The sequence below is a fragment of the Streptomyces sp. NPDC000404 genome (assembly GCF_040300365.1).
Lineage (GTDB): Bacteria > Actinomycetota > Actinomycetes > Streptomycetales > Streptomycetaceae > Streptomyces > Streptomyces ramulosus.
Genome location: NZ_JBEPDN010000008.1, coordinates 361,023 through 386,548, shown reverse-complemented (window position 1 = coordinate 386,548; position 25,526 = coordinate 361,023). Strand labels below are relative to the sequence as shown.

Genomic DNA, 25,526 nt, shown 5'->3' with positions numbered 1-25,526 from the left:
CGACCGATTCGGCGCGTATTCCTTACTCGGATGGCCGGTCCTGGCGCCTCTGCTTCTTCGTCAGGGAACTCCAAGGCGCGGCGGACGAACGTTCCGCGCCATTCGTCACGCCGCGCTCCGCCTCGTCCGGCCCGTGGCGCCCCTCCTCGACCATGCCGACGATCCGGCGGCCGCCGAAGCCCATCGCGAAGAGGCCGAGCCCGTCGAAGAGCAGCGCGAGGGAGATGAAGATGCCGAGTACGTAGCGGCTGCTGTGCGGCCAGTTGCCGAGCACCAGGATGCCCAGCAGGAGGTCGAAGGCGCCCTGCACCAGCGTCCAGCCGAACTGCGGACCGCGCACCACCACGCCGCCGACCAGCCGGAAGACGCCGCCGGTCAGGAAGAGCAGCGCGGCGAACATGGTCAGCGCCGCCGCGGCCACATCGGGCCGGACGATCACCACGACACCGGCGGCGAGGTTCAGCGCCGCCACGATGACCGCCAGCCAGACGAAGTTCGTCCCCCGCGACTGGAGGGCGTGCAGCAGCCCCACCGCGCCGCCGACCAGCAGCAGCCAGCCGAAGAGCAGCATCGAGGTGAGGGTGGCGACCCCGGCGTACACCAGGCCCACCGCGCCCGCGACGACCAGGACGACGCCGAGCGCCATCAGCCGGCCGAAGCCGCGGCCCAACTCGTCGGTGTGCCGCTGCTCCGGCGTACGGTCACGAGCGGATCTGCCGGTCATCGCCGCCTCCTCGAAAACCCGATTCACTCCCGATTCAAACCCGATTCGTCCCGGTATACCGCGTTTCGGCGGGCGGGGCAGGGCGAGGAGGGGAGGAAACGGGAGAGGGAAACGCCGAAGGCCCGGTGCCTTGGGCACCGGGCCTTCGCCTGTGAGTAGCGGGGACAGGATTTGAACCTGCGACCTCTGGGTTATGAGCCCAGCGAGCTACCGAGCTGCTCCACCCCGCGTCGGTTCGCCCCACCATACGGGCCGCCCGGCGCAGGGCCAAATCGGTGACCGGGGCCGCCGCCTCACACCGCCCGGTCGGTGACCTTCCCGGCGTCGACCTCGATCCGGCGGGTGGTGTGCACCGCGTCCAGCATCCGCCGGTCGTGCGTGACCAGCAGCAGCGTGCCGCCGTACGAGGCGAGCGCGGACTCCAGCTGCTCGATGGCGGGCAGGTCGAGGTGGTTGGTCGGCTCGTCCAGGACGAGGAGGTTGACGCCGCGGCCCTGGAGGAGGGCGAGGGCGGCGCGGGTCCGCTCCCCCGGCGACAGGGTGTCCGCCGGGCGCAGCACATGCGCCGCCTTCAGCCCGAACTTCGCCAGCAGGGTCCGGACGTCGGCGGGGGCCATCTCCGGGACGGCGGCGCGGAAGGCGTCCATCAGCGGGGCGTCGCCGAGGAAGAGGCCGCGGGCCTGGTCGACCTCGCCGACCACCACGCCGGGGCCGAGCGCCGCCGCGCCCGCGGTCAGCGGCAGCCGGCCGAGGAGCGCGGCGAGCAGCGTCGACTTGCCGGAGCCGTTGGGCCCGGTGATCGCGACGCGGTCGCCCCAGTCGATCTGGAGGTCCACCGGGCCGAAGCGGAAGGTGCCGCGCCGCGCCTCGGCGCCGCGCAGGGTGGCGACGACGGCTCCGGCGCGGGGCGCGGCGGCGATCTCCATCCGCAGCTCCCACTCCTTGCGCGGCTCCTCGACGACGTCGAGCCGCTCGATCAGGCGCTGGGTCTGCTTCGCCTTGGCCGCCTGCTTCTCGGTGGCCTCCACCCGGCCCTTGCGGGCGATCTTGTCGTTGTCGGGGGCCTTGCGGCGGGCGTTGCGGACGCCCTTCGCCATCCAGTTGCGCTGGGTGTGCGCCCGGGCCTCCAGCGACGCCTTGGTCTCGGCGTACTCCTCGTACTCCTCACGGGCGTGGCGCCGGGCCCGCTCGCGCTCCTCCAGATACGAGGCGTAGCCGCCGCCGTAGGTGTTGACCTGCTGCTGGGCGAGGTCCAGCTCGACGACGGAGGTGACGGTGCGGGTCAGGAACTCGCGGTCGTGGCTGACCAGGACCGTGCCGGCGCGCAGACCGGAGACGAACTCCTCCAGGCGGCGCAGTCCGTCGAGATCGAGGTCGTTGGTCGGCTCGTCGAGGAGGAAGACGTCGTAGCGGGAGAGGAGGAGCGAGGCGAGGGAGGCGCGGGCGGCCTGGCCGCCGGAGAGGGCGGTCATCGGGTGGTCGAGGCCGGTGGTCAGGCCCAGCTGGGCGCAGGTCTCCTCGGCGCGTTCGTCGAGATCGGCGGCGCCGAGGGCGAGCCAGCGCTCCAGCGCGGTGGCGTAGGCGTCGTCGGCGCCGGGGCGTTCGTCGACCAGCGCCTGGGTGGTGGCGTCGAGGTCGGCCTGGGCGCGGGCGACGCCGGTGCGGCGGGCGAGGAAGGCGCGGACCGACTCGCCGGGGCGGCGGTCGGGCTCCTGCGGGAGGTGGCCGACGGTGGCGGTGGGCGGGCTGAGGGCGAGCGTGCCCTGCTCCGGGGTGTCCAGAGAGGCGAGCAGGCGCAGCAGCGTCGACTTGCCCGCGCCGTTGGCGCCCACGAGCCCGATCACCTCGCCGGGGGCGACGACCAGATCGAGGCCGGAGAAGAGGACGCGCTCACCGTGGCCGGCGGTGAGGTCTTTGGCGACGAGAGTGGCTGACATCAGACCGCCGATCGTAGCGGCCCGGCGCCCGGTGGTCGCTCTAATATCCGGGCATGGAACCGGGCCTGAACACGCATGTCAGCGACGGCACAGCGACCGTCGTCCTCAGCAATCCCGCCAAGCGCAACGCGATGACGCCGCGGATGTGGCGGGAGCTGCCCCCGCTGCTGGCGCGGCTGGCCGCGGACGGCGCGGTGCGGTCACTGGTACTGACCGGCGCGGGCGACACGTTCTGCGCCGGTGCGGACATCGCCTCGCTGCGCGCGGGCGCGGGCGAGGCGCAGCAGCTGGCGATCGCGGCGGAGGAGGCGGTGGCGGCCTTCCCCCGGCCGACGCTGGCGGCGATACGGGGGCACTGCGTGGGCGGCGGCGCGCAGTTGGCGGCCGCCTGCGATCTGCGGTTCGCCGAGGAGGGCGCGGTGTTCGGGGTGACGCCGGCCAAGCTGGGCGTGGTCTATCCGGCGTCGGCCACCCGGCGGCTGGTGCGGCTGGTGGGCCTGTCGGCCGCCAAGTACCTGCTGTTCTCCGGTGAGTTGATCGACTGCGCGCGGGCGCTGCGGACCGGTCTGGTGGACGAGGTGAGCGCGGCGGGCGCGCTTCAGGCGCGGGTCGCGGAGTTCACCGCGGTGCTGGCGAGCCGGTCGTCGATGACGCAGACGGCGGCGAAGGAGCTGGCCGACGGCGTGTGGGACGTGCCGCCGGAGGAGGCCGCGGGCCGGGCCGCGCACTGGGCGGCGCGGGCGCATGCGAGCGGCGACACCGCGGAGGGCGCCGCGGCGTTCCTGGAGCGGCGGGCGCCGCGGTTCGGGCCGGCGGACTGAGCGGCGGGGGGCGGGGTCGGGCCTTGGCGGTTCCGCCCCGCCCAGGACTCCGGGTCCGCCCCGCCCGGGCGGGCACCGGCCCGTCCCCACCGCCCTTCCGGCCATACCAACGGGTCGGTAACCTGCCGGGCATGACCTCTGCGACCTCCCTGGCGCCGCGCGCCGGACGGCACTGCCACTCCGTCGTCAACCCGTTCCACTCGACGCACTACTTCTCCCCCGACCTCAACGACGAGCTGGCGAAGCTCGGGGTCGAGGACCGCAGCGCCGGGTACTTCGCCGTCCGCGCCGCCGCCATGGGTGCGGTCGGCCCCGGCACCGTCACCGCGACGTTCTACAACTTCAGCCACGCCCTGGTCGCCCGGCACGTCCCCGCCGTCTGGGACCTCGTCACGCCCGAGGCCGCCCTGGCGGCGCGGCTGCGGGCGGCCGACCGCACGCTGCGGCGGCTGCTCGGCGAGGAGGCGCTGGCGTCGCCGGAGATGGCCGAGGCCGCGAAGCTGGCGCTGCGCGCCGCCGAGGCGGGCAGCCGCAGCGCCCGGCCGCTGTTCGCCGCGCACGCCGATCTGCCGGTGCCCGACGCCCCGCACCTGGCGTACTGGCACGCCGCGACGCTGCTGCGCGAACACCGCGGCGACGCCCATCTGGCCGCGCTGCTCCACGCCGGACTGGACGGCCTGGAGGCGCTGGTCACCCACACCGCCAGCGGCCGCGGCATGAGCTATCTCGGCGTCATGCGCACCCGCGGCTGGAGCGAGGAGGAGTGGGCCGCCGCGCAGGAGCGACTGCGCGGGCGCGGACTGCTGGACGCCGACGGCGAGTTGACCGAGGCCGGGATACGGCTGCGCGAGGAGCTGGAGGACACCACCGACCGGCTGGACCGGGCGCCCTACGAGCACCTCGGCGCCGAGGGCGTGGCGCGGCTCACCGAGATCGGCGGGGCGTTCACGCAGGCGGCGATGGCGGCGGGCGCGTTCCCCGCGGAGCTGTTCGGCCGGTAGACCGCCGCCCCGCACCCCACGCCCGTCCGCCGTTCCCGTCCGGGGACGCCGGGCGGGCGTGCGCCTTCTCACAACCCGGCGTCCCCGGCCGGGCGGTGCGACAGCGCGAGCGGTGAACCTGCACAATGCAGGCTCAAGCGAGCGCTGGAAGGCGGGTCTGGTTCAACGTGACGGCATCCACCGAGGTCATGGTGTCCATCGAAGCGAGGATCGCCGGGGAGCTCGGCGTCAAGGAGCGGCAGGTGAGCGCCGCGGTCGCGCTGCTGGACGGCGGCTCGACGGTCCCGTTCATCGCGCGCTACCGCAAGGAAGCCACCGAGATGCTCGACGACGCGCAGCTGCGCGCGCTGGAGGAGCGGCTGCGGTATCTGCGGGAGCTGGAGGAGCGGCGCACCGCGGTCCTGGAGTCCGTACGGTCCCAGGGCAAGCTGGACGAGGCGCTGGAGGCGCGGATCCGGGGCGCGGAGTCCAAGGCGCGCCTGGAGGACATCTACCTTCCGTACAAGCCGAAGCGGCGGACGAAGGCGCAGATCGCCCGGGAGGGGGGGCTGGAGCCGCTCGCCGACGGGCTGCTGACGGACCCGTCCATCGCGCCGCAGACGGCCGCGGCGGCGTTCGTCTCCGCCGACAAGGGCGTCGCCGATCCCGCCGCGGCGCTGGAGGGCGCGCGGGCGATCCTCACCGAGCGGTTCGGGGAGGACGCGGACCTCATCGGTGAGCTGCGCGAGCGGATGTGGTCGCGCGGCCGGGTCGGCGCGAAGGTGCGCGAGGGCAAGGAGGAGGCGGGCGCGAAGTTCGCCGACTACTTCGACTTCGCGGAGCCGTTCACCGAGCTGCCCTCGCACCGGGTGCTGGCGATGCTCCGCGGCGAGAAGGAGGAGATCCTCGACCTCACGCTGGAGCCGGACGCGGAGCCCGTCGAGGGCCGTACCTCGTACGAGCGGTCCATCGCCGCGAAGTTCGGCATCGCCGACCGCGGGCGGCCGGCCGACGGCTGGCTGCTGGACACCGTCCGCTGGGCCTGGCGCACCCGCGTCCTGGTCCACCTCGGCATCGATCTGCGGCTGCGGCTGCGGCAGGCGGCCGAGGACGAGGCGGTCCGGGTGTTCGCCTCCAACCTGCGCGATCTGCTGCTGGCGGCGCCCGCCGGGACGCGCGCGACGATGGGCCTGGACCCCGGTTTCCGTACCGGTGTGAAGGTGGCCGTGGTGGACGCGACCGGCAAGGTCGCCGCGACGGAGACGATCTACCCGCACGTGCCGCAGCAGAAGTGGGACGCGTCGCTGGCCACGCTGGCCCGGCTGGCGAAGGAGCACGGGGTCGAGCTGATCGCGATCGGCAACGGCACCGCCTCCCGCGAGACGGACAAGCTGGCCGCCGATCTGATCGCCGCGCAGCCGGAGCTGAAGCTGACGAAGGTGATGGTCTCCGAGGCGGGCGCGTCGGTGTACTCCGCCTCGGCGTTCGCCTCGCAGGAGCTGCCGGGGATGGATGTGTCGCTGCGCGGCGCGGTCTCGATCGCCCGGCGCCTGCAGGACCCGCTGGCCGAACTCGTCAAGATCGACCCGAAGTCGATCGGCGTCGGCCAGTACCAGCACGACCTGTCCGAGGTGAAGCTGTCGCGCTCGCTGGACGCGGTGGTCGAGGACTGTGTGAACGGCGTCGGCGTGGACGTCAACACCGCCTCCGCGCCGCTGCTCTCGCGGGTCTCCGGCATCAGCTCGGGCCTGGCCGAGAACATCGTCGCGCACCGCGACACCAACGGCCCGTTCCGCTCCCGCAAGGCCCTCAAGGACGTCTCGCGGCTCGGCCCGAAGGCGTACGAGCAGTGCGCCGGCTTCCTGCGGATCCGCGGCGGCGACGACCCGCTGGACGCCTCCAGCGTGCACCCGGAGGCGTATCCGGTGGTGCGCCGGATGGCCTCCGCGGCGGGCGGCGCGGTGGGCACGCTGATCGGCAACACCGCGGTGCTGAGGTCGCTGCGCCCGGCCGACTTCGTCGACGACTCGTTCGGCCTGCCGACCGTCGGCGACATCCTCCAGGAGCTGGAGAAGCCGGGCCGCGACCCGCGTCCGGAGTTCCGGACCGCGACGTTCAAGGACGGCGTGGAGAAGATCGGCGACCTCACGCCGGGGATGGTCCTGGAGGGCGTGGTGACCAACGTCGCCGCGTTCGGCGCGTTCGTGGACGTCGGTGTGCACCAGGACGGTCTGGTGCATGTCTCGGCGATGTCGAAGACGTTCGTCAAGGACCCGCGCGAGGTGGTCAAGCCCGGCGACATCGTGCGGGTCAAGGTCCTCGACGTCGACATCCCCCGCAAGCGGATCTCGCTGACGCTGCGGCTGGACGACGAGCCCGGACGCGACGGCAAGACCGCCAAGGCCGCAGGTGAGCGGCGCGGTGGCGGTGAGCGGCGGGACGGGCAGCGGCCGGGCGGACAGCGCTCCGGCGGCCGCGGCGGCGCGCCCCGGCCGGGCGGCGGACGCGGCGGCGACCGCCGGGGCGGCCAGGGTCCCGCGCCCGCCAACGACGCGATGGCCGACGCGCTGCGCCGCGCCGGTCTGCTCGACGGCGGCCAGGGCGGCGGCAAGCGGCGCTGAGCCGGGAGCGGGGCCACGGCCCCGGCATACGGAAGCGGGGCCTCGCGGGATTTCCCGCGGGGCCCCGCGCGGCGGGGAACCGGCCGGGGCGCAGTCACCGGCCGGCACGCACATCCGCCCAGGTCAAGGCCATCTCCCCACGTTCAGAGCGCGCCCGTGTGTCCCCGCATCCGTTCCAGTTCGGCCGCCACGTCGGTGAGCGTGGCGCAGTCCGGGACGGGCGCGAGCGGGCGGTCGTGGCGGTGCGGCAGCCGGTGGCCGGGCTCGGCCAGCGCGCCGGCCATCGCGGACAGCGCCTCACCGAGCCGGGCCGCCTCCTCGGGGCTGGGCCGCCGCGCACCGTGGTCGATCCGGATCGCGGCGGCCGTCGCGGCGTCGACGATGCGTTCGGCGGCGGCGAGGATCGCGGGCCAGTCGGGGTTGCGGTCGCGGGCGGCGAGGAGTTCGGCGGCGGCGGTCTCGGCCGCCGTCCGGGCCTGGCCCAGCGCGTGGTAGGCGGTGCGGCGCAGCGCCAGCCGCTCGGCGGTGGTCCCGGCGCCGGGACCGGCCGCGAGGACGTGCCGCAGATACGCCTCCGTGGCGTGCAGCGCCGTCACCGCGCGCTGCGCGATGCGCCGCCGCGGGCTGGCCAGCCGCGGCAGATGCCCGACGACGAGGACGATGCCGCAGGCGATGGCGGTGTCCGCGATCCGCTCCCCCGTCGCCTGCGGGTCGCCGCCCACCCAGACGAAGGCCAGCACCATGAAGGTGATCGCCGAGGTCTGCAGGGCGAAGTGGCGGGTGGCGAACGGCAGCACCGCGCCGCCGATCCCCGCGGCCAGCGCCGGCCACCAGGAGCCGGGCAACGCCGCGCTGCCCAGCGCGAAGACCAGGACTCCGGCGACGGTCCCGGCGAAGCGGTTGACGGTCCGCGAGAACAGCGGCCCCAGATCGGGCTTGACCAGGAAGGTGGCGGTGGCCGGGAGCCAGTACCAGTGCACGGGGTGGAGCAGCAGCGCGACCGCCGTGCTGGCGCCGATGCAGACGGCGACGCGCAGCCCGTAGTCGCGGGCGGCGGGCCCCAGCAGATCGCGGCCGCGCCGGGTACGCCGGTCCAGGAAGCCGCGGATCCGTCCGGGCAGCGCGCGCCATCGCCCCGCCGCGGACGGGGACACCGGGGCGGGCGGCCCGTCCGGCATGGCGGGCCCGGGCGGCACGGGCGCCGCACCCGGCTCCGTCGCCCCGTACGCCGCCGACGGCTCGGACCGTGCGAAGACGACGGCCGCGGCCAGCAGCGCGCGGTCGAAGGCGTCGCGGGCGGCCGAGCTGTTCGCTGGTGCGGACAGGCGGCCGGGGGCCGCTCCGGTGCGCAGCGCGGCGGCGAACCGGCGGGGGCTCTCCGCGACCGCGGCGGGCAGCGGCCGGCCCTCCCACAGGAGCGCCACGCTCGCCTCGCAGAGCGCGGCCGCCGCGGCGAACCGCTCGGCCAGCAGCGCCTCTTCGGTACGGACCGCGCGGCGCAGCAGCCGGTCGGTGAGGCGGCGCAGCCGCAGCGCCTCGTCGGCCCGGTCAAGCGCCGAGGTCAGCCGGCGCCGGGCCGGTTCGGCGCCCTCGCCGCCGACCGCGGTGAGCGCGTCGGCCAGCGCGTCGAAGACGGCGGCGACGGCGGCCCGCTCCCCGCCGAGCGGGCCACCGGGCGGCCGCGGGGAGCGCAGCACCAGCCGCAACAGCAGCAGCCAGGCGCATCCGGCGAGGACGTACAGGCTCTTCGCCCAGGGCGAGCCGGGCAGCGGCATGCCGGCGCCGAGGACGGCGGTGGCCAGCATCTGCACCCCGGCGGTCGAGCGGACCGGTCCGGCCACGCTCGCGGCGCCGGAGACGAAGGCGACGGCGCAGAGCGCGGGCACCGTCCACCACCCGGCGTGCGCGGACTGCAACGAGGCGCCGATCAGGGTGCCGAGGCCGCAGGCGAGGGCGGGCAGCCCGATGTGCACCATGCCGGTGCGCCGGGTGCCGGGCCGGTCGTTGACCCCGGCCATCATGGAGCCGAGCCCGGTCAGGACGCCGGGCACCGGGTGGCCGGTGGCGATCCCGGCGCCGAGCAGCGGGCCCGCGCAGAGCGCGCCGCGGACGACGGCGGGCCACGGCACGGGCAGGCGCTGCCAGCGGAACGGGTGGGCGAGCCAGGCGGGGACGGCCCGCGGGGCGCGGGGCATGTGCCTCCTCAGTCGACGGATGACGAACACGATCCGAGGGGCGACATCGGCCGACGGTGCTGGTCACCAGCGTACGCGGCAGGGTCAGGAGGCGTCGGAGGCCGCCGCGCCGGGGCGCGCTCCCCGCGTCCGCGAAACCCGCGGTCACCCGGTCGCGTACGCCGTCCGTGGGCGGGCCCGCTCTCGCCCGTTCGAACGGCAGCCGATAGCGTCCAGGCATGACGAGCGAGGCGAACGACATTCTGGTGATCGGTGGCGGTGTCATCGGTCTGACCTCGGCCATCACGCTGGCCGAGGAGGGGCACCGGGTGCGGCTGGTGAGCCGGGACCCGGCCGCCGATTCCACCTCGGCGGTGGCCGGCGGGCTGTGCTGGCCCTACCGCATCCGGCCGCACGCCCCGGCGGTGCGCTGGTCGCTGCGCGGCTTCGAGGTCCTGGCGCGGTTCGCCGAGCGTCCGCAGGAGACCGGGGCGCGGATGGTGGCCGGGACGATGACGGAGCCCGCGGCCACCGGCGGGCCGGACGCCGACGGCGATCCGCTCGCCGCCTGGTACTCCGCGGTGCCCGGTCTGCGGCGGGCCCGCCCCGACGAGGTGCCCGAGGGCCACACCGGCTGGCGGGCGCTGACCCCGCTCGTCGACATGCCGACGCATCTGCACTACCTGGAGCAGCGGCTGCGCGCCGCGGGCGGTGTGGTGGAGCGCGCCACGTTCACCTCGCTCGCCGAGGCGGGGCAGGAGGCCGCGGTGGTGGTGAACTGCTCCGGCCTCGGCGCCCGTGAGCTGGTGCCGGACCCGCAGGTCCACCCGGTGCAGGGCCAGTTGGTCGTGGTGGCCGACCCGGGCATCGAGGAGTGGTACGTCTCCGCCGCCCCGGGCGCGACCGACACCACGTATGTCCTGCCGCAGCCCTACGGCGTGGTGGTCGGCGGCACCGCACACGAGCACGCGTGGTCGACGGAGCCGGACCCGGCGGTGGCCGAGGCGATCGTGGCGCGCGCCGCCCGGCGGTTCCCCGCGCTGGCCGGGGCGGAGGTCCTGGCGCACCGGGTGGGGCTGCGGCCCGCCCGGGAAGCGGTCCGTCTGGAGGGCGAGCGGCTGCCCGGCGGCGCCTGGTGCGTGCACAACTACGGCCACGGCGGCGCGGGCGTCACCGTCGCCTGGGGCTGCGCCGACGAGGTCGGGCGGCTGGTCCGGGAGGCGCCGGCGGCCTGAGGCGAGCCGCGGGCGCCGGGCCGGACCCGGCGCCCGCGCGGCGCACCGGGTCCGAAAGCCGTGCGACACCCCCGCGCACCGCGTCCCGTATGTCGTTCATGTGTCAGCTGAGGCCATGGACATGACGAGGGGCGGGGGCGTACATAGGGTCGGAACGGTTCCACCACCCCTACGAGTTGGAGGACTCGGTGCGTCACAGACTCCTCGTCCCGGGCGCGGCCGCGCTCAGTCTGCTGCTGGCGATCCCGGCATCGGCGGCGAGCTTCACCCCCGGCGCGCCCGGTGCGGGCGACTCCTACTACCCGGAGAGCGGGAACGGCGGCTACGACGTCTCCCACTACGACCTGCGCCTGAAGTACCAGCCGAAGACGGACCTCCTGGAGGGCACCGCGACGCTGCTGGCCAAGACCACCCAGGACCTGTCCCGCTTCAACCTCGACTTCGGGCTGAAGGTCAGCGAGGTCCGCGTCGACGGCGCGAAGGCGAAGTTCGCCGCCACCGGCGCCCATGAGCTGGAGATCACCCCGGCGGCGCCGCTGGAGCGCGGCAAGCAGATCAGCGTCGTGGTGCGGTACGCGGGCAAGCCCTCCGAGGTGAAGATCGGCGGGTACACCGCGTGGGCCCGTACGCCCGACGGCGGTGTGGCGGCCCAGGAGCCGGATTCGGCCGTGTGGTGGTACCCGAGCAACGACCACCCCACCGACAAGGCGACGTACGACATCTCGGTCTCGGTGCCCGACGGCACCCAGGCGATCAGCAACGGCGTGCTGGCCTCGCAGACCTCCAAGCTCGGCTGGACGCGCTTCAACTGGCGCTCCGACAAGCCGCAGGCCACGTATCTGACGACGCTCGCCATCGGCAAGTTCGACGTCACCACGGGCACCACCGAGAACGGCACCCCCGTCCTCAACGCCGTCAGCAAGGACCTCGGCGCGAACGAGGGCGCCGCCCGCGCCAGCATCGAGCGCACCGCCGAGGTCACCGGCTGGCTGGAGTCGGTCTACGGCCGCTACCCCTTCAACGCCGTCGGCGGCTACGTCCCGAACGTCCCCGCCGGGTACGCGCTGGAGACCCAGACCCGCCCGTTCTACGGGAAGAAGGCGTTCGACCGCGGCGCCAACGTCTCCGTCGTCGTCCACGAGCTGGCCCACCAGTGGTACGGCGACAGCGTCTCGCTGAAGGACTGGAAGGACATCTGGATCAACGAGGGCTTCGCGGCGTACGCGCAGTGGCTCTGGTCCGAGAAGGAGGGCGAGGGCACCGCGCAGGAGCTGGCCGACTACGTCTTCGACCAGCACCCGGCCGACGACCCGTTCTGGACCGTGAAGCCCGGCGACCCGGGCCCGGACAACCAGTTCGACGGCGCCGTCTACGACCGCGGTGCGGTGGCCCTCCAGGCGCTGCGCAACAAGCTCGGCGACAAGGTCTTCTTCGGGCTGCTCAAGTCCTGGCCGCAGGAGCACGCCTACGGCAACGCCTCCGTCGCCGACTTCGTGAAGTTCGCCGAGAAGAAGTCCGGCAAGCCGCTCGCGGACTTCTTCGACACCTGGCTGTTCCAGCCGTCCAAGCCGTCGGCGGGCGCGGCCCGGCAGGCCCTCGGCGCCCGCGGCACGGCCCCGGCGCCGCGCCCCGCCTCGTGGCCGAAGATCGCGGCCACCCACACGATCCACCAGGGCTGAGCACGGACGAGATGCACCGGACCGGGGGCGCGGCTGCCGCGCCCCCGGTTCCTTCTCCCGCGCCGGGCCGGTCCGTCACCGCCGGGGAATCCCGCGCACACCCAATGGTTACCAAGAGGTAACCGCGGCTGGTTGGATGGGCGGCTCCGGGTCAAGTCCCCATCCCCCCAGGGAGATTCCGTGTCGCACCTCTCGCCGCGCGTTCGCCGGTCCGCCGTGATCACCGCGGCGCTCACCGCCACCGCCCTCGCCGCCACGGCGCCCGGCGCCTTCGCCACGACGCCGCCCCCGCACCTGAAGGTCCTCACGTACAACGCGTTCCTGATGAGCAAGACGCTCTACCCCAACTGGGGCCAGGACCACCGCGCCCAGGCGATACCCGACGCGGACTTCTTCCGGGGCAACGACGTCGTGGTCCTGCAGGAGGCGTTCGACAACTCCTCCTCGGACGCGCTGAAGTCGCGGGCCGCCGCGCAGTATCCGTACCAGACCCCGGTGGTCGGCCGCACCAAGGACGGCTGGGACGCCACCGGCGGCGCCTACTCCGCGACGACCCCGGAGGACGGCGGGGTGACGCTGCTGAGCAAGTGGCCGGTACTCCGCAAGGAGCAGTACGTCTACAAGGACGCCTGCGGCTCGGACGCCCTCTCCAACAAGGGCTTCGTCTACGCGGTCCTGAATGTGAACGGCGCGAAGGTGCACGTCGTGGGCACTCACACCCAGTCGACGGACTCCGGCTGCAAGGCGGGCGAGGCGGCCGCCGACCGCGCCTCGCAGCTGACGGAGATGGACGCGTTCCTGGACGCCAAGAAGATCCCCGCGGACGAGGAGGTGATGGTCGCCGGGGACTTCAACATCGACTCCCGCGGCCCGGAGTACCAGGCGCTCCTCGCCAACGCGGACCTGGCCCCCGCCGACAGCCGCACGGGCCACCCGTACTCCTTCGACACCCAGGAGAACTCGATCGCCAAGGACCGCTACCCGAACGATCCGCGCGAGGACCTGGACTACGTCCTGCACCGCAACGGCCACGCGCGGCCGAGCGGCTGGGGCAACACGGTCGTCAAGGAGGAGTCGGCCCCCTGGACGGTCTCCAGCTGGGGCAAGCAGTACACGTACACCAACCTGTCCGACCACTACCCGCTGATCGGCGGCTGAGCCGGGACGCGTACGGACGGCCGGGCGCGCGACGGATCGCCCGTGGCCCCGCCAGATTCCCGCCGGCGGGGCCACACGCGGGCGAGCCGCGCTACGTCGTCGCCTCGGCGTCCCGCTCCGCGGCGAGGCGGCCGACCCGGCGGCGGACCACGAACCAGCCGCCGGTCAGCGCCAGCGCGAGGACCGGGATCAGCATCACGGTCTGCCGGCCGACGCCGTCGTCGAACCACATCAGCACGATGACGCCGAGCAGGAACGCGATGGTCACCAGGTCCGTGACGGGCGTGCCGGGGAGCCGGAAGCGGGGCCGCTGGACCACGCCCTCCTTGGCCCGGCGCACGAAGACCATGTGACAGACCATGATCGTGCACCAGGTGCTGATGATGCCGAGCGCCGCGATGTTCAGCACGATCTCGAACGCCTTGCCCGGCACGACGTAGTTGAGCACCACGCCGAGCACGCAGACGGCGGAGGTGAGCATGATGCCGCCGTACGGCACCTGGTTGCGGTTCATGAGCCCGGCGAACTTCGGCGCGGAGCCCGCCATGGACATGGAGCGCAGGATGCGGCCGGTCGAGTAGAGGCCGGAGTTGAGGCTCGACATCGCGGCGGTGAGCACGACGAGGTTCATCACGTCGCCGGCCGCCGGGACGCCGACGTTGGACAGCACGGTCACGAACGGGCTCTCCCCGCCGACGTACTTGTTCCACGGCAGCAGCAGCGTCAGCAGCAGCACCGAGCCGACGTAGAAGACGCCCACCCGCCACATGATCGAGTTGACCGCCTTGGGGACGACCTTCTCGGGCTCGGCGGTCTCGCCCGCGGTGACGCCGACCAGCTCGACGGCGGAGTACGCGAAGACGACGCCCTGCAGCACGATCACCACGGGCAGCAGCCCGGTCGGGAAGAAGCCGCCGTTGTCGGAGAGGAGGTGCAGGCCCGGGGTGTGGCCGCCCACCGGGTGCTGGGTGGCCAGCAGGAAGATGCCGATGAACATGAACACGACCAGCGCGGCGACCTTGATGATCGCGAACCAGAATTCCAGCTCACCGAAAATCTTGACCGAGATCAGATTGACAGTGAGCACCACGGCGAGTGCGATCAACGCCATCACCCACTGCGGAATGTCGGTGAACATACTCCAGTAGTGGGTGTAAAGGGCGATCGCGGTGATGTCGGCGATACCGGTCGTGGACCAGTTCACGACATACATCCAGCCGGCGACGTAGGCGCCCTTCTCGCCGAGGAATTCCCGGGCGTACGAGACGAACGAGCCGGACGACGGGCGGTGCACGACCAGCTCGCCGAGGGCGCGGACGACGAAGAAGGCGAACAGGCCACAGACCGCGTAGGCGATGGCCAGCGCAGGCCCGGCGGAGTGAAGCCGACCGCCCGCCCCCAGGAAGAGGCCGGTCCCGATGGCCCCGCCGATGGCGATCATGTTGATGTGGCGGCTCTTGAGGCCCTTGCTGTACCCGGCGTCCCCTGCGTCCTGCCGTCCGCCGCCGCCCCCACCCGGCGGCTGCGGTGATTCTTCCGTGACGGTCTCTGTGCTCACTGGTGGTTCAACTCACTTTCAGGCAGGCACTGGGAACCATGGCCGAATCCCACGGTTCGCACGCATGGCCGACGGCACACCTTCCCCGAACCCGAGCCCCTCGTCTGTGGCACGGATCACAAGAGTTATCGGCCAATCCGAAGTTCGGGCCGTTTGCCCAGTGTTGCCCGGGGTGGAACATTTTGAAATCGCCGATCCGTACGCGCCCGGATGAATTCCCGGCGATCTTCGGGGGAAATTACGGCGGACGGGCGCATCGTTCTCCTCGTCACACCGAAACGGCCGGACGCGGCGCCGCACGGAATCCGGGGAGGCGTTCGCGAGGTTTCACACCGTTGGTGAGACAGCAATACTGTTCCGCATGAAAGAGTCCGCCACGGAGACCGGAACCGGGCCCGGCACCGCACTGACCGTCGACGAACTGGCCGCCCGCGCCGGCGTCACCGTCCGTACGATCCGCTTCTACGGGACCCGGGGCCTGCTGCCGCCACCGGAGATCGGCCCCCGCCGCGTGGGCCGCTACGGCCCCGACCACCTCTCACGGCTGGCGCTGATCGAGGAGCTGCAGCACCAGGGCATGACACTGTCCGCGATCGAGCGCTACCTGGAGCAGCTGCCGCCCGATCTGAGCGCCCAGGACCTGGCCATTCACCGGGCGCTGGTGGCGAGCTGGATCCCGGACAAGGCGGAGGACGCCACCCGCGAACAGCTGGAGCGCCGGGTCGGCCGGGAGCTGACCGAGGACGATGTGGACCGGCTGGCGGCGATGAGCGTCCTGGTGCGCACCGACGACGCCGACGTCTTCCAGGTCGACCCCGGGCTGCTGCATCTGGGTGCCCGGCTGCTGGACGTGCCGATCGCGCTGGAGACGATCCTGGCGGCGCGCACCGTCGTGCTGGAGCACTCCCGGTCGGCGGCGCGGGAGCTGAGCCGGCTCTTCAAGGACGAGGTCTGGGAGCCGTACCGCGAGGGCGGCCCCGACGCCGAGGACGTCGCCCGGATCAAGTCCCTCTCCGCCCATATGCAGCCGATGGTGGTACAGGCGCTGGTCACCGCCTTCCAGCGCTCGATGAAGGAGGAGCTGCGGGAGGCGTTCGGGGAGGGGTAGGAGCGAAGGTGGGCCGGCGTGGCGGTAGGGCCGGGGCCGCCGAGGGCCGGCCGTGGCGGTCTGGGCCCGGGCGCGTGGTGGCGGGCAGGGCCCGGGCCGCCGAGGGCTAGTCGTGGTGGGCTGGGCTGGGTGCGTGGCGGCGGGCCCGAGCCGCACCGCCGAGGGCCGGCCGTGGCTGCCAGGGCTGGGTGCGTGGCAGCCACTGCCGGCCCTTGCGTGACGGCACCAGGCCAGGCCGGGCGGGGCCGGGCGGCCAGGGCCAAGCGTGGCGGCGGCCGGGGCCGGGGGCGGCCAGGAATCTTCCCCGCCGCGCCCGGTCCCGTCGCCGCCCGCCCGGCCCGGGCGATCAGGCGTCGCGGAAGGTCTCTCCCTTCGCCGCCTTCTCGATCAGCAGCGCGGGCGGCGCGAAGCGCTCGCCGTACGCCGCGGCCAGCTCCCTGGCGCGGGCCACGAAACCGGGCAGGCCGCCCTCGTAGCCGTTGATGTACTGGAGCACGCCGCCGGTCCAGCCGGGGAAGCCGATGCCGAGGAGGGAGCCGATGTTGGCGTCGGCCACCGAGGTCAGCACGCCTTCCTCCAGGCAGCGGACGGTGTCCAGCGCCTCGGCGAACAGCATCCGCTCCTGCATGTCACGGAACGGTACGGCGGCGTCCGGCCGGGTGAAGTGCTCGCGCAGGCCCGGCCACAGGCTGCTGCGGGTGCCGTCCTCTGCGTAGTCGTAGAATCCGGCGCCGCCGCTGCGCCCGGTGCGGCCGAACTCGTCGACCATCCGGTCGACGACCGCGTCGGAGGGGTGCGGCGCCCAGCTGCCGCCGGCCGCCTCCACGGCGCGCTGCGTCTCCCGGCGGATCTTGCGCGGCAGCGTCAGCGTCAGCTCGTCCATGAGGGAGAGCACCTTGGCCGGGTACCCGGCCTGGGCGGCGGCCTGCTCGACGGAGGCCGGATCGAGGCCCTCGCCGACCATCGCCACGCCCTCGTTGATGAACTGGCCGATGACCCGCGAGGTGAAGAAGCCCCGCGAGTCGTTGACCACGATCGGGGTCTTGCGGATCTTGCGGACCAGGTCGAAGGCACGGGCCAGCGCCTCGTCGCCGGTGCGCTCCCCCTTGATGATCTCCACCAGCGGCATCTTGTCGACCGGCGAGAAGAAGTGCAGGCCGATGAAGTCGGTGTCGCGCTGCACGCCCTCGGCCAGCTGCGAGATCGGCAGCGTCGAGGTGTTGGAGCAGAGCAGCGCGTCGGGCGCCACGATGTGCTCGATCTCCTGGAAGACCTTGTGCTTGAGCGCGGCGTCCTCGAAGACCGCCTCGATCACGACATCGCAGCCGGCGAGGTCCTGCGGGTCGGCGGTGGGGGTGATGCGGGCGAGGAGTTCGTCCCGCTTGCGCTCGGTGGTGCGGCCCCGGGCCAGCGCCTTGGCGAGCAGCCCCTCGGAGTACGCCTTGCCCTTGGCGGCGGCCTCCGGCGACACGTCCTTGAGCACGACCTCGATACCCGCCCGGGCGCAGCTGTAGGCGATGCCCGCGCCCATCATTCCGGCACCGAGGACGGCGACCTTCCGGGCGGTGCGCGGCTCGATGCCCTTCGGGCGGCTGGCGCCGGAGTTGACGGCCTGGAGGTCGAAGAAGAACGCCTGGATCATGTTCTTCGAGGTCTGGCCGGTGACCAGCTCGGTGAAGTACCGCGCCTCGATGGTCTGGGCGGTCTCGAAGTCGACCTGGGAACCCTCGACCGCGGCGGCGAGGATGTTGCGGGGCGCCGGGTAGGGCGCGCCGTTGAGCTGCTTCTTGAGGTTGGCGGGAAACGCCGGGAGGTTGGCGGCGAATTTGGGCTGCGCGGGGGTGCCGCCCGGGATGCGGTACCCCTTGACGTCCCAGGGCTGCTGGGATGCGGGGTGTTCGTCGATGAACGCGCGGGCCTTGGTGAGGAGTTCCTCGGGCGTGGCGGCGACGTCGTGGATCAGCCCGGCGTCCTTGGCCTGTTCGGCGTTGTACTGCGTGCCCTGGAGCAGGACCTTCAGCAGGGCGTCGGCGATGCCGAGGAGGCGGACGGTGCGGGTGACGCCGCCGCCCGCGGGCAGCAGGCCGAGGGTGACCTCCGGCAGGCCGATCTTGGTGCCGGGGGTGTCGAGGGCGATGCGGTGGTGGCAGGCGAGCGCGATCTCGTAGCCGCCGCCGAGGGCCGCGCCGTTGAGGGCGGCGACGACGGGCTTGCCGAGGGTTTCGATGCCGCGCAGATCGCGCTTGATGCGCATGCCGGCGTCGAACGCCTGCTGGGCGCCCTCGGGGGTGACGGCGATCAGTTCGCGCAGGTCACCGCCTGCGAAGAAGGTCTTCTTGGCGGAGGTGACGATGATGCCGCGGACGGTGTCCGCCTCGGCCTCCAGGCGGTCGGCGACCGCGGTGAGGGAGGTCTTGAAGGCGTCGTTCATGGTGTTGGCGGACTGGCCGGGATCGTCCAGGACCAGGGTGACCACGCCGGTCTCGTCCTGCTCCCAGCGGATGGTCGACATCGCAGAGGTCTCGCTCACTGTGGCTTCTCCGTAAGGGGTGGGACGGGCGGTCAGAGGCGCTCGATGACGGTGGCGATGCCCATGCCGCCGCCGACGCAGAGGGTGGCCAGGCCGTACCGCTTGTCCTGGCGCTCCAGTTCGTCGACGAGGGTGCCGACGATCATTGCGCCGGTGGCGCCCAGCGGGTGGCCCATGGCGATGGCGCCGCCGTTGACGTTGATCTTGTCGAGGGAGAGCCCCATGTCCTGGGCGAACCGCAGGACGACGGCGGCGAAGGCTTCGTTGATCTCGACGAGGTCGATGTCGTCGATGGTCAGACCGGCCTTGGCGAGCGCCTTGCGGGCCGCGGGCGCGGGGCCGGTCAGCATGATCGTCGGGTCGGCGCCGGAGACCGCGGCGGCGGCGATGCGCGCACGGGGCGTCAGGCCGTGGCGCTCGCCGACGGCGGCGTTGCCGATGGCGACCAGGGCGGAGCCGTCGACGATGCCGGAGGAGTTGCCCGCGTGGTGGACGTGGTCGATCTTCTCGACCCAGTGGTACTTCTGCAGCGCGACGGCGTCGAAGCCGCCGGCGTCGCCGATCGTCGCGAAGGACGGCTTGAGGCCGGCCAGCGATTCGGCGGTGGTGCCGGGGCGGATGTGTTCGTCGCGGTCGAGGACGACCAGGCCGTTGCGGTCGCGCACCGGGACGACGGAGCGGTCGAAGCGGCCTTCCTTCCACGCCTGGGCGGCGCGTTCCTGGGAGAGCGCGGCGAAGGTGTCGACGTCGTGCCGCGTGAAGCCGCCGAGGGTGGCGATGAGGTCGGCGCCGACGCCCTGCGGGATGAAGTTGGTCTCGAAGTTGGTCATCGGGTCCAGGTGCCAGGCGCCGCCGTCGGAGGCCATCGGCACCCGGGACATGGACTCGACGCCGCCGGCCAGGATCAGGTCCTCCCAGCCGGAGCGGACCTTGGCGGCGGCGAGGTTGACGGCTTCCAGGCCGGAGGCACAGAAGCGGTTCTCCTGGACTCCGGCCACGGTGTCGGGCAGCCCGGCGGCGATGGCCGCGATCTTGGCGATGTCGGCTCCCTGGTCGCCGATCGGGCTGACCACGCCGAGGACGATGTCGTCGATGGCGGCCGGATCCAGACCGGGGAAGCGACGGCGCAGTTCGTGGATGAGGCCGACGACGAGGTCGACGGGCTTGGTGCCGTGCAGGGCGCCGTTGGCCTTGCCGCGGCCGCGCGGGGTGCGGATCGCGTCGTACACATACGCTTCGGTGCTCACGTCAGGCAGCCTTTCGGATGAGGGAGAAGTCACGGCGGAGCGGGCCGGGCGGCGCCGGGTCAGCCGAGCAGGGAGCGGCCGATGATCTCTTTCATGATCTCCGTCGTCCCTCCGTAGATGGTCTGGATGCGGCCGTCGGTGTACGCCTTGGCCACCGGGAACTCGGCCATGTAGCCGTATCCGCCGTGGAGTTGCAAACAGCGGTCGGCGACGCGTTTGTGCAGCTCGGTGGCCCACCACTTGGCCATCGAGGCATGTACGGCGTCCAACTCGCCGGCGGAGTGGTCGGCTATGCAGCGGTCCAGGAAGGCGCGGGTGACGGCGCATTCGGTGGCCATCTCGGCGATCTCGAAGCGGATGTGCTGGAGCCGGGCGAGCGGCCGGCCGAACGCCTCGCGTTCCTTGACGTACCGGGTGGTGATCTCCAGCAGATGCTCGGCGCCCGCGATCCCGGCGACGGCGATGCCCATCCGCTCCTGTGCGAGGTGGGTCATCAGGTGGATGAAGGCGCCGTTCAGCTCGCCGAGGAGGTTCTCCTTGGGCACCCGGACGTCGTGGAAGAAGAGTTCCGCGGTGTCCTGGGCCTTCTGGCCGATCTTGTCGAGGTTGCGGCCGCGTTCGAAGCCGTCCATGCCGCGCTCGACGACGAGGAGGCTCAGGCCGTGGGCCCCGCCCTCGGGGGTGGTGCGGGCGACGACGATGACGAGGTCGGCGAGGATGCCGTTGGAGATGAAGGTCTTGGAGCCGTTGAGGATCCAGTGGTCGCCGTGGTCGGTGGCGGTGGTGCGGATGCCCTGGAGGTCGGAGCCGGCGCCGGGCTCGGTCATCGCGATGGCGGTGATGATCTCTCCGCTGCAGAAGCCAGGCAGCCACCGGCGCTTCTGCTCGTCGGTGGCGAGGGTGGTGAGGTAGGGGCCGATGATGTCGTTGTGCAGCCCGATGGCGAGGCCCGGGGCGCCGGCGCGGGTGAACTCCTCGGCCAGCACGGCGCTGTAGCGGAAGTCGGCGTTGCCTCCGCCGCCGTACTCCTCGGGGACGGCCAGGCCCAGCAGGCCCTGGCGGCCGGCGGCCCGCCAGGCGTCCCGGCTGACGATGCCGTCCTGCTCCCACCCGGCGTAGTACGGAGTGACCTCCTTGGCGAGGAAGGTGCGTACCGTCTCGCGGAAGGCTTCGTGGTCCGCGGTGAAGATCTGGCGCTTCATGGTGTCCTGGCCCTCCTGGGAGCCGAGTTGCGGTGGGCGGCGAAGGGGCGCGCGTCCGTCAGCGGGTCTCCGGGGCGGGGTCCGTCGCGGTCGGTTCCGGGGCGGGCGGTGGTGCGTCCGGCGGGTCGGGGAGCAGTCCGGGGACGGCCCAGTCGCGGGCGATCTCCTCGGTGTCGGCGCCCGGTGGGGCGGGCGGGCGGCGGACGGCTCCGGGGGTGCGCGAGAAACGGGGTGCGGGGGCGGGCTGGGTGAGCCCTCCGTGGTCGAGGAAGGTGCCGCGGGCGGCCAGATGCGGATGGTGCGGAGCCTCGCGCAGCGACAGCACCGGGGCGACGCAGGCGTCGGTGCCCTCGAAGACGGCGGTCCATTCGGCGCGCGTGCGGGTCCGGAAGCGGGCGGCGATGGCGGAGCGCAGCGCGTCCCAGGAGGCGAGGTCGTCGCGTGCGGGCGCCGTGCCCTCGATGCCGAGCAGGCGGATGAACTCGGCGTAGAACTGCGGCTCCAGTGCGCCGACCGCCATGTGGCCGCCGTCCGCCGTCTCGTAGGTGCCGTAGAAGGGGGCGCCGCCGTCGAGGAGGTTGCTGCCGCGCCGGTCCTGCCAGCCACCGGCGGCGAGCATGCCGTGGATCATCGAGGAGAGGTGGGCGGTGCCGTCGACGATGGCGGCGTCGACGACCTGTCCGCTGCCGCCGGGCGCGGTGGCGTGCCGGAGCGCGGCCAGGAGACCGATGACGAGGTAGAGCGAGCCGCCCGCGTAATCGCCGAGGAGGTTGGCGGGGACGGCGGGCGGGGCGTCGGGTGCGCCGATCATGCCCAGGGCGCCGGTGATCGCGAGGTAGGAGACGTCGTGTCCGGCGGTGTCGGCGAGCGGGCCCTGCTGGCCCCAGCCGGTCATCCGGCCGTAGACGAGCCGTTCGTTGCGCGCCAGGCAGGCGTCCGGGCCGACGCCCAGGCGTTCGGCGACGCCGGGGCGGTACCCCTCGACAAGGATGTCGGCGCGCTCGGCCAGCTCCAGGACGCGCTCCGCGCCCCGGGGTGTCTTGAGGTCGATGACGACCGAGCGTTTGTTGCGGTTGGTGAGGTCGTACGCCGGGTCGATGCCCAGTGCGGCGCCGCCCGGGCGGTCGACGCGTACGACGTCGGCGCCGAGGTCGGCGAGGGTCATGGCGGCGAAGGGGCAGGGGCCGATGCCCGCCAGCTCCACCACGCGTACCCCGCTGAGCGGGCCGTGGCCTGACTCCGTCATCACACTCCTCGCGCACTGTGACACTTCTGATGTAACACCCGTGATGTTAAGAACGTGTTCCACTTTCCACAAGCCCCCTGGGCATCGCTTCCGTACCCCTGGAACGACAACGGCGGCGAGGCTCAACCGCCCTCGCCGCCACGGGTCTTGCGCGCCGCACCGCGCGCCGCTATTTCCCGTCGAACCCGGCGATGGACCAGGACGGGGCTATACCGCGCCGCGGCCCCGCCGCCCGGCCGCGCATCGCCGCTCCGCGTGCTGTCGCCATACCGCCCTCCCCTTCCGTTCCGCCCGTCTCCGCCGGACGGGCCCGCCTCGTAGCGTTCCGGTCGTTGAGGCGCCCTTCCCGGCCGCATCCGTCCGGCGCCGGGACCGCGTCGGCGCGCTCGTCCGACCTCGTCACCCACGCTAACGGCGACCACTGGCAACGGCCCGCGAAGCGGCCGTTCGGCGGCTTTCAGGAGGACAATGCGGGCATGTCACTTCTTCCTCTCGCCACCCCGCTGTTCGGCCTTCATCCAGGTCAGGGGCCGCGGCAGTTCGCGGAGTTGGCGCTCGCGCTGCTGTTGTCGTCGCTGGTCGGGATGGAACGGGAGGCCCGGCAGAAGAGCGCCGGGATGCGCACCCACACGCTCGTCGGGGTCGGCAGCGCGCTCTTCATGGAGGTGTCGATACACGGTTTCGGCGCGATGCTGGGCGCGGACGGCGTGGCGCTGGACCCCTCGCGCGTCGCCGCGCAGGTCGTCTCCGGCATCGGCTTCATCGGCGGCGGGCTGATCTTCGTGAAGAAGGATGCGGTCCGGGGCCTGACGACCGCCGCCACGATCTGGCTGACCTGCGCCATCGGCATGGCGTGCGGCGGCGGGCTGCCGTTGCTGGCCTTCGGGGCGACGGCGGTGCACTTCCTGGTCGTGCGCGGATTCTCGAAGGTGTCGGAGCGGATCGGCGCCACGCCGTCACCGGAGCAGTTCGAGCTGCGGCTGACCTACCGCTCCCAACGGGGCCTGCTGGGGCGGATGCTGGAGCTGTGCACCGGTAGCGGTTTCCTCGTGTCGGACGTCCAGGTGGAGACCGGGCCTCCGGAGGGCGCCGTCTCCGCGGAGGTCCTGCTCCGGTTGGAGGGCACGGGGTCGGCGCATGCCCTGGTGGAGGCGCTCGCCGACCTCGACGGGGTGCGTGGGGTGCATCTGGGGCGGCACGCGGACGCGACCGAGTGACGGCCGCGCACCCTCAGAGCAGGTCCGCCTCCTCCAGCAGGCGGCGCACCGCGTCGCGCGCGGTGCCGTCCAGCGGGATCTGCGGCGGCGCGGTGTCGGGGCAGCCGATGACGCCCAGGAGGTGCAGCGCCGCTTTGAGCGCTCCCAGGGCGGACGACCCGCGGCCCATCGCCGCCGCGTCACCGGCGTCGGTGAGTGCGAACAGTGCGGCGAGCCGGTCCTGTTCCGTGGCGGCCGCGCGCCACTCCCCCGCGCGGGCGTGCTCGTAGAGCCGTACGTAGGCCGCCGGGTCGACGTTGCCGAGCCCCGGGACGACGCCGTGCGCCCCGGCCAGCAGGGCTCCGTCGACGGAGAGTTCGCAGCCGGTGAGCACCGAGAACGGCCGGCCGAGGGCGGGCAGCCGCACCAGGAGGCGGCGCAGTGCGCCGATGTCGCCGCTGCAGTCCTCGATCCCGTCCAGCACGCCGTCCGCCGCCAGGCCGAGCACGGTGTCCGCGGGCAGTTCGGCGGGGACCGACGCGGGGGCGTTGCAGGCGAAGAGCGGCAGGTCCACGGCGGCGCGGATGCGGCGGTAGTGGTCGGCGATCTCGGCCGGGTGGGTGCGGGTGCAGAGGGGCGGGGCGGCCACGATGGCGTCCGCGCCCAGGGCCTGGGCGGTGCGGGCGTGGTCGAGGACGCGGCTGGTCGACATGTCGATGGCGCCGGCCAGTACGGGAAGCCGTCCACCGGCCGCCGCGACGACCGTTTCGATGACGGTGCTGCGTCTGCCGTCCGACAGGCAGGCCGCCTCCCCGGTGGAGCCGAGTACGAACAGGGCGTTGACTCCGGCGTCGATGAGGCGCTCGGTGAGGGCGGCGAGCGAGTCCACGTCGACGCGACCGGACGCGGTGAGGGGTGTGCACACGGGCGGCACGACGCCCGTGAGTGGTGCAGGGAGGGGCATGCAGGTCCAGCCTTCTGCCGTACGGGGCCGGTGGTGCGGGTGCGCTGCGGGGCACACAGGGCGGTGGGGGCCCGTACCCGTGCCGCCGTCCGGACGTGGGACGTCCCATGTCATCGGTGAATGTGGACCAGGCCAGGCGGGGTGTCAAGAGCACCGGCCTCGGAGGCACTTCCCCAACGGACGGGAAACAACGGCCGGACTCCATGAGTACGGCACCTCGGAAGGCCACCCGAAAGGGGCAGCCACGCCCACGAGTTCGGGGCCGGCCGCTCTTTCCTCAGGCTCGGCCGGGAGGGTTTTCCGGGCATGCCGAACGCCTCGCGACGCCCGCCGCCCGGTCCGGTGGAGGGCCGGAATACGCCCCGGCGAGGCCGAGGCGCGGTCCGGCATGCAGCGCGGCGGTGCCTCAGCCGGCGGCCAGCACCCGGCGGCAGAGCGCGTCGGCCGCGCGGGTCGTCTCCGGGAGCCGGTACGTCGGCGCCAGCCGGAGGGTGTGCGCGCAGGCGCCGTCGAGGCCGGTGCGGTGGCCGACGGAGACGAAGACGGGTTTGACGCCCTGTTGGGTGCGGAGCGCCCGGCCCACCTCTTCCGTGGTGCCGTCGAGGTCGTCCAGGAGCGGCGCGGTCGCCCCGCGTCCGTCGCCGGGGGCGTCGTAGCGGAAGGTGAAGGGGTTCTTGGCGACACCGATCGTCGGGAGGCCGGTCAGGACCCCGAGGTGGCTGGCGAGCCCGAAGCGCCTCGGATGCGCCCGGCCGTAGCCGTCGCACACCACCAGGCCGGGTGTCTGCGCCAGCTTGGCCAGCGCGTCGACGACCGTCGGGATCTCTCTGAAGGCCAGCAGCCCCGGTACATAGGGGAAGGAGATCCGGCCGACCGCGGTGGCCTCGTCCACGATCTCCAGGGTGCGGGCGTCCAGCGCCACGGCTGCGGCCGCGACCACGTCCCGCGCATCGTCGTACGCCACATCGACGCCGACGACGGTGCCCTCGAAGTCCGGCGGCGGGCCGGGCTCGTCGAGGCGCACATGGCGTCGCAGCCGGTCCTGGACCGCGCGCGCCTCGGCCTCATCGGCCGGCCAGTTCCGCAGTTCGTCGTCGAGGGAGACGGGGCTGGTGTTGTCCATGGTGACGCCACGGTATCGAACGG

18 protein-coding genes and 1 tRNA gene are annotated in these 25,526 nt (G+C 73.2%); 8 read left to right on the top strand and 11 right to left on the bottom strand.

The window, feature by feature from the left end:
• Positions 1 to 22: 22 nt before the first annotated feature.
• The 3 genes from ABT345_RS18310 to ABT345_RS18300 form a co-directional block, all read right to left on the bottom strand.
• Positions 23 to 724: an HdeD family acid-resistance protein gene (locus ABT345_RS18310; RefSeq protein WP_345076567.1), complete on the bottom strand. Its 702-nt coding sequence runs from the start codon at positions 722 to 724 to the stop codon at positions 23 to 25.
• Positions 725 to 880: 156 nt separating this feature from the next.
• Positions 881 to 954, bottom strand: a tRNA-Met gene (locus ABT345_RS18305).
• A 63-nt stretch (positions 955 to 1,017) separates the two neighbouring features.
• Positions 1,018 to 2,661: an ABC-F family ATP-binding cassette domain-containing protein gene (locus ABT345_RS18300; RefSeq protein ID WP_345076569.1), complete on the bottom strand. Its 1,644-nt coding sequence runs from the start codon at positions 2,659 to 2,661 to the stop codon at positions 1,018 to 1,020.
• Positions 2,662 to 2,714: 53 nt separating this feature from the next.
• Between ABT345_RS18300 and ABT345_RS18295 the strand changes: the two genes are divergently transcribed.
• The 3 genes from ABT345_RS18295 to ABT345_RS18285 all read left to right on the top strand — a co-directional run bounded on the left by ABT345_RS18295 (position 2,715) and on the right by ABT345_RS18285 (position 7,083).
• Positions 2,715 to 3,482: an enoyl-CoA hydratase/isomerase family protein gene (locus tag ABT345_RS18295; RefSeq protein ID WP_345076571.1), complete on the top strand. Its 768-nt coding sequence runs from the start codon at positions 2,715 to 2,717 to the stop codon at positions 3,480 to 3,482.
• A 131-nt stretch (positions 3,483 to 3,613) separates the two neighbouring features.
• Positions 3,614 to 4,483 carry an SCO6745 family protein gene (locus tag ABT345_RS18290; RefSeq protein WP_345076573.1) on the top strand — a complete coding sequence of 290 codons (870 nt, stop codon included), beginning with the start codon at positions 3,614 to 3,616 and terminating at the stop codon, positions 4,481 to 4,483.
• A gap of 188 nt (positions 4,484 to 4,671) precedes the next feature.
• A complete protein-coding gene (locus ABT345_RS18285) occupies positions 4,672 to 7,083 on the top strand; it encodes a Tex family protein (protein ID WP_345077224.1) in 2,412 nt (803 codons plus the stop codon).
• A 143-nt stretch (positions 7,084 to 7,226) separates the two neighbouring features.
• On the opposite strand, the gene ABT345_RS18280 is transcribed toward ABT345_RS18285, so the two are convergent.
• The gene (locus tag ABT345_RS18280; protein ID WP_345076575.1) at positions 7,227 to 9,278 is read right to left on the bottom strand and encodes an FUSC family protein; all 2,052 of its coding nucleotides are present in this window, start codon (positions 9,276 to 9,278) and stop codon (positions 7,227 to 7,229) included.
• A gap of 218 nt (positions 9,279 to 9,496) precedes the next feature.
• Between ABT345_RS18280 and ABT345_RS18275 the strand changes: the two genes are divergently transcribed.
• From ABT345_RS18275 to sph, 3 genes are all read left to right on the top strand, one after another.
• On the top strand, positions 9,497 to 10,492 hold the full coding sequence (locus tag ABT345_RS18275) for an FAD-dependent oxidoreductase (RefSeq protein ID WP_345076577.1): 996 nt from the start codon (positions 9,497 to 9,499) through the stop codon (positions 10,490 to 10,492).
• A 188-nt stretch (positions 10,493 to 10,680) separates the two neighbouring features.
• On the top strand, positions 10,681 to 12,171 hold the full coding sequence (locus tag ABT345_RS18270) for a M1 family metallopeptidase (RefSeq protein ID WP_345076580.1): 1,491 nt from the start codon (positions 10,681 to 10,683) through the stop codon (positions 12,169 to 12,171).
• Positions 12,172 to 12,351: 180 nt separating this feature from the next.
• A complete protein-coding gene (gene sph / locus ABT345_RS18265; protein WP_345076583.1) occupies positions 12,352 to 13,329 on the top strand; it encodes a sphingomyelin phosphodiesterase in 978 nt (325 codons plus the stop codon).
• Positions 13,330 to 13,420: 91 nt separating this feature from the next.
• Here the strand turns inward: sph and ABT345_RS18260 are convergent, their stop codons facing one another.
• A complete protein-coding gene (locus ABT345_RS18260; RefSeq protein ID WP_345076585.1) occupies positions 13,421 to 14,887 on the bottom strand; it encodes an amino acid permease in 1,467 nt (488 codons plus the stop codon).
• 361 nt (positions 14,888 to 15,248) lie between these two features.
• On the opposite strand from ABT345_RS18260, the gene ABT345_RS18255 reads away from it, so the two are divergent.
• Positions 15,249 to 15,995 (top strand): MerR family transcriptional regulator, encoded by a 747-nt coding sequence (locus ABT345_RS18255; protein ID WP_345076588.1) that lies wholly within the window; start codon positions 15,249 to 15,251, stop codon positions 15,993 to 15,995.
• A 346-nt stretch (positions 15,996 to 16,341) separates the two neighbouring features.
• Here the strand turns inward: ABT345_RS18255 and ABT345_RS18250 are convergent, their stop codons facing one another.
• The 4 genes from ABT345_RS18250 to ABT345_RS18235 are packed head-to-tail and all read right to left on the bottom strand — an operon-like array spanning position 16,342 to position 22,220.
• The gene (locus ABT345_RS18250) at positions 16,342 to 18,507 is read right to left on the bottom strand and encodes a 3-hydroxyacyl-CoA dehydrogenase NAD-binding domain-containing protein (protein ID WP_345077227.1); all 2,166 of its coding nucleotides are present in this window, start codon (positions 18,505 to 18,507) and stop codon (positions 16,342 to 16,344) included.
• Positions 18,508 to 18,557: 50 nt separating this feature from the next.
• Positions 18,558 to 19,772: an acetyl-CoA C-acetyltransferase gene (locus tag ABT345_RS18245; RefSeq protein ID WP_345076591.1), complete on the bottom strand. Its 1,215-nt coding sequence runs from the start codon at positions 19,770 to 19,772 to the stop codon at positions 18,558 to 18,560.
• A gap of 59 nt (positions 19,773 to 19,831) precedes the next feature.
• Positions 19,832 to 20,974: an acyl-CoA dehydrogenase family protein gene (locus ABT345_RS18240; RefSeq protein WP_345076594.1), complete on the bottom strand. Its 1,143-nt coding sequence runs from the start codon at positions 20,972 to 20,974 to the stop codon at positions 19,832 to 19,834.
• Between the two features lie 58 nt (positions 20,975 to 21,032).
• Positions 21,033 to 22,220, bottom strand: coding sequence for a CaiB/BaiF CoA transferase family protein (locus ABT345_RS18235; RefSeq protein ID WP_345076597.1), 1,188 nt, complete (start codon positions 22,218 to 22,220; stop codon positions 21,033 to 21,035).
• Between the two features lie 476 nt (positions 22,221 to 22,696).
• On the opposite strand from ABT345_RS18235, the gene ABT345_RS18230 reads away from it, so the two are divergent.
• Positions 22,697 to 23,437 (top strand): MgtC/SapB family protein, encoded by a 741-nt coding sequence (locus tag ABT345_RS18230; RefSeq protein ID WP_345076600.1) that lies wholly within the window; start codon positions 22,697 to 22,699, stop codon positions 23,435 to 23,437.
• Positions 23,438 to 23,450: 13 nt separating this feature from the next.
• On the opposite strand, the gene ABT345_RS18225 is transcribed toward ABT345_RS18230, so the two are convergent.
• The gene (locus tag ABT345_RS18225; protein ID WP_345076603.1) at positions 23,451 to 24,380 is read right to left on the bottom strand and encodes a dihydrodipicolinate synthase family protein; all 930 of its coding nucleotides are present in this window, start codon (positions 24,378 to 24,380) and stop codon (positions 23,451 to 23,453) included.
• A gap of 406 nt (positions 24,381 to 24,786) precedes the next feature.
• Positions 24,787 to 25,503 (bottom strand): endonuclease V, encoded by a 717-nt coding sequence (locus ABT345_RS18220; RefSeq protein WP_345076606.1) that lies wholly within the window; start codon positions 25,501 to 25,503, stop codon positions 24,787 to 24,789.
• Positions 25,504 to 25,526: the final 23 nt, after the last annotated feature.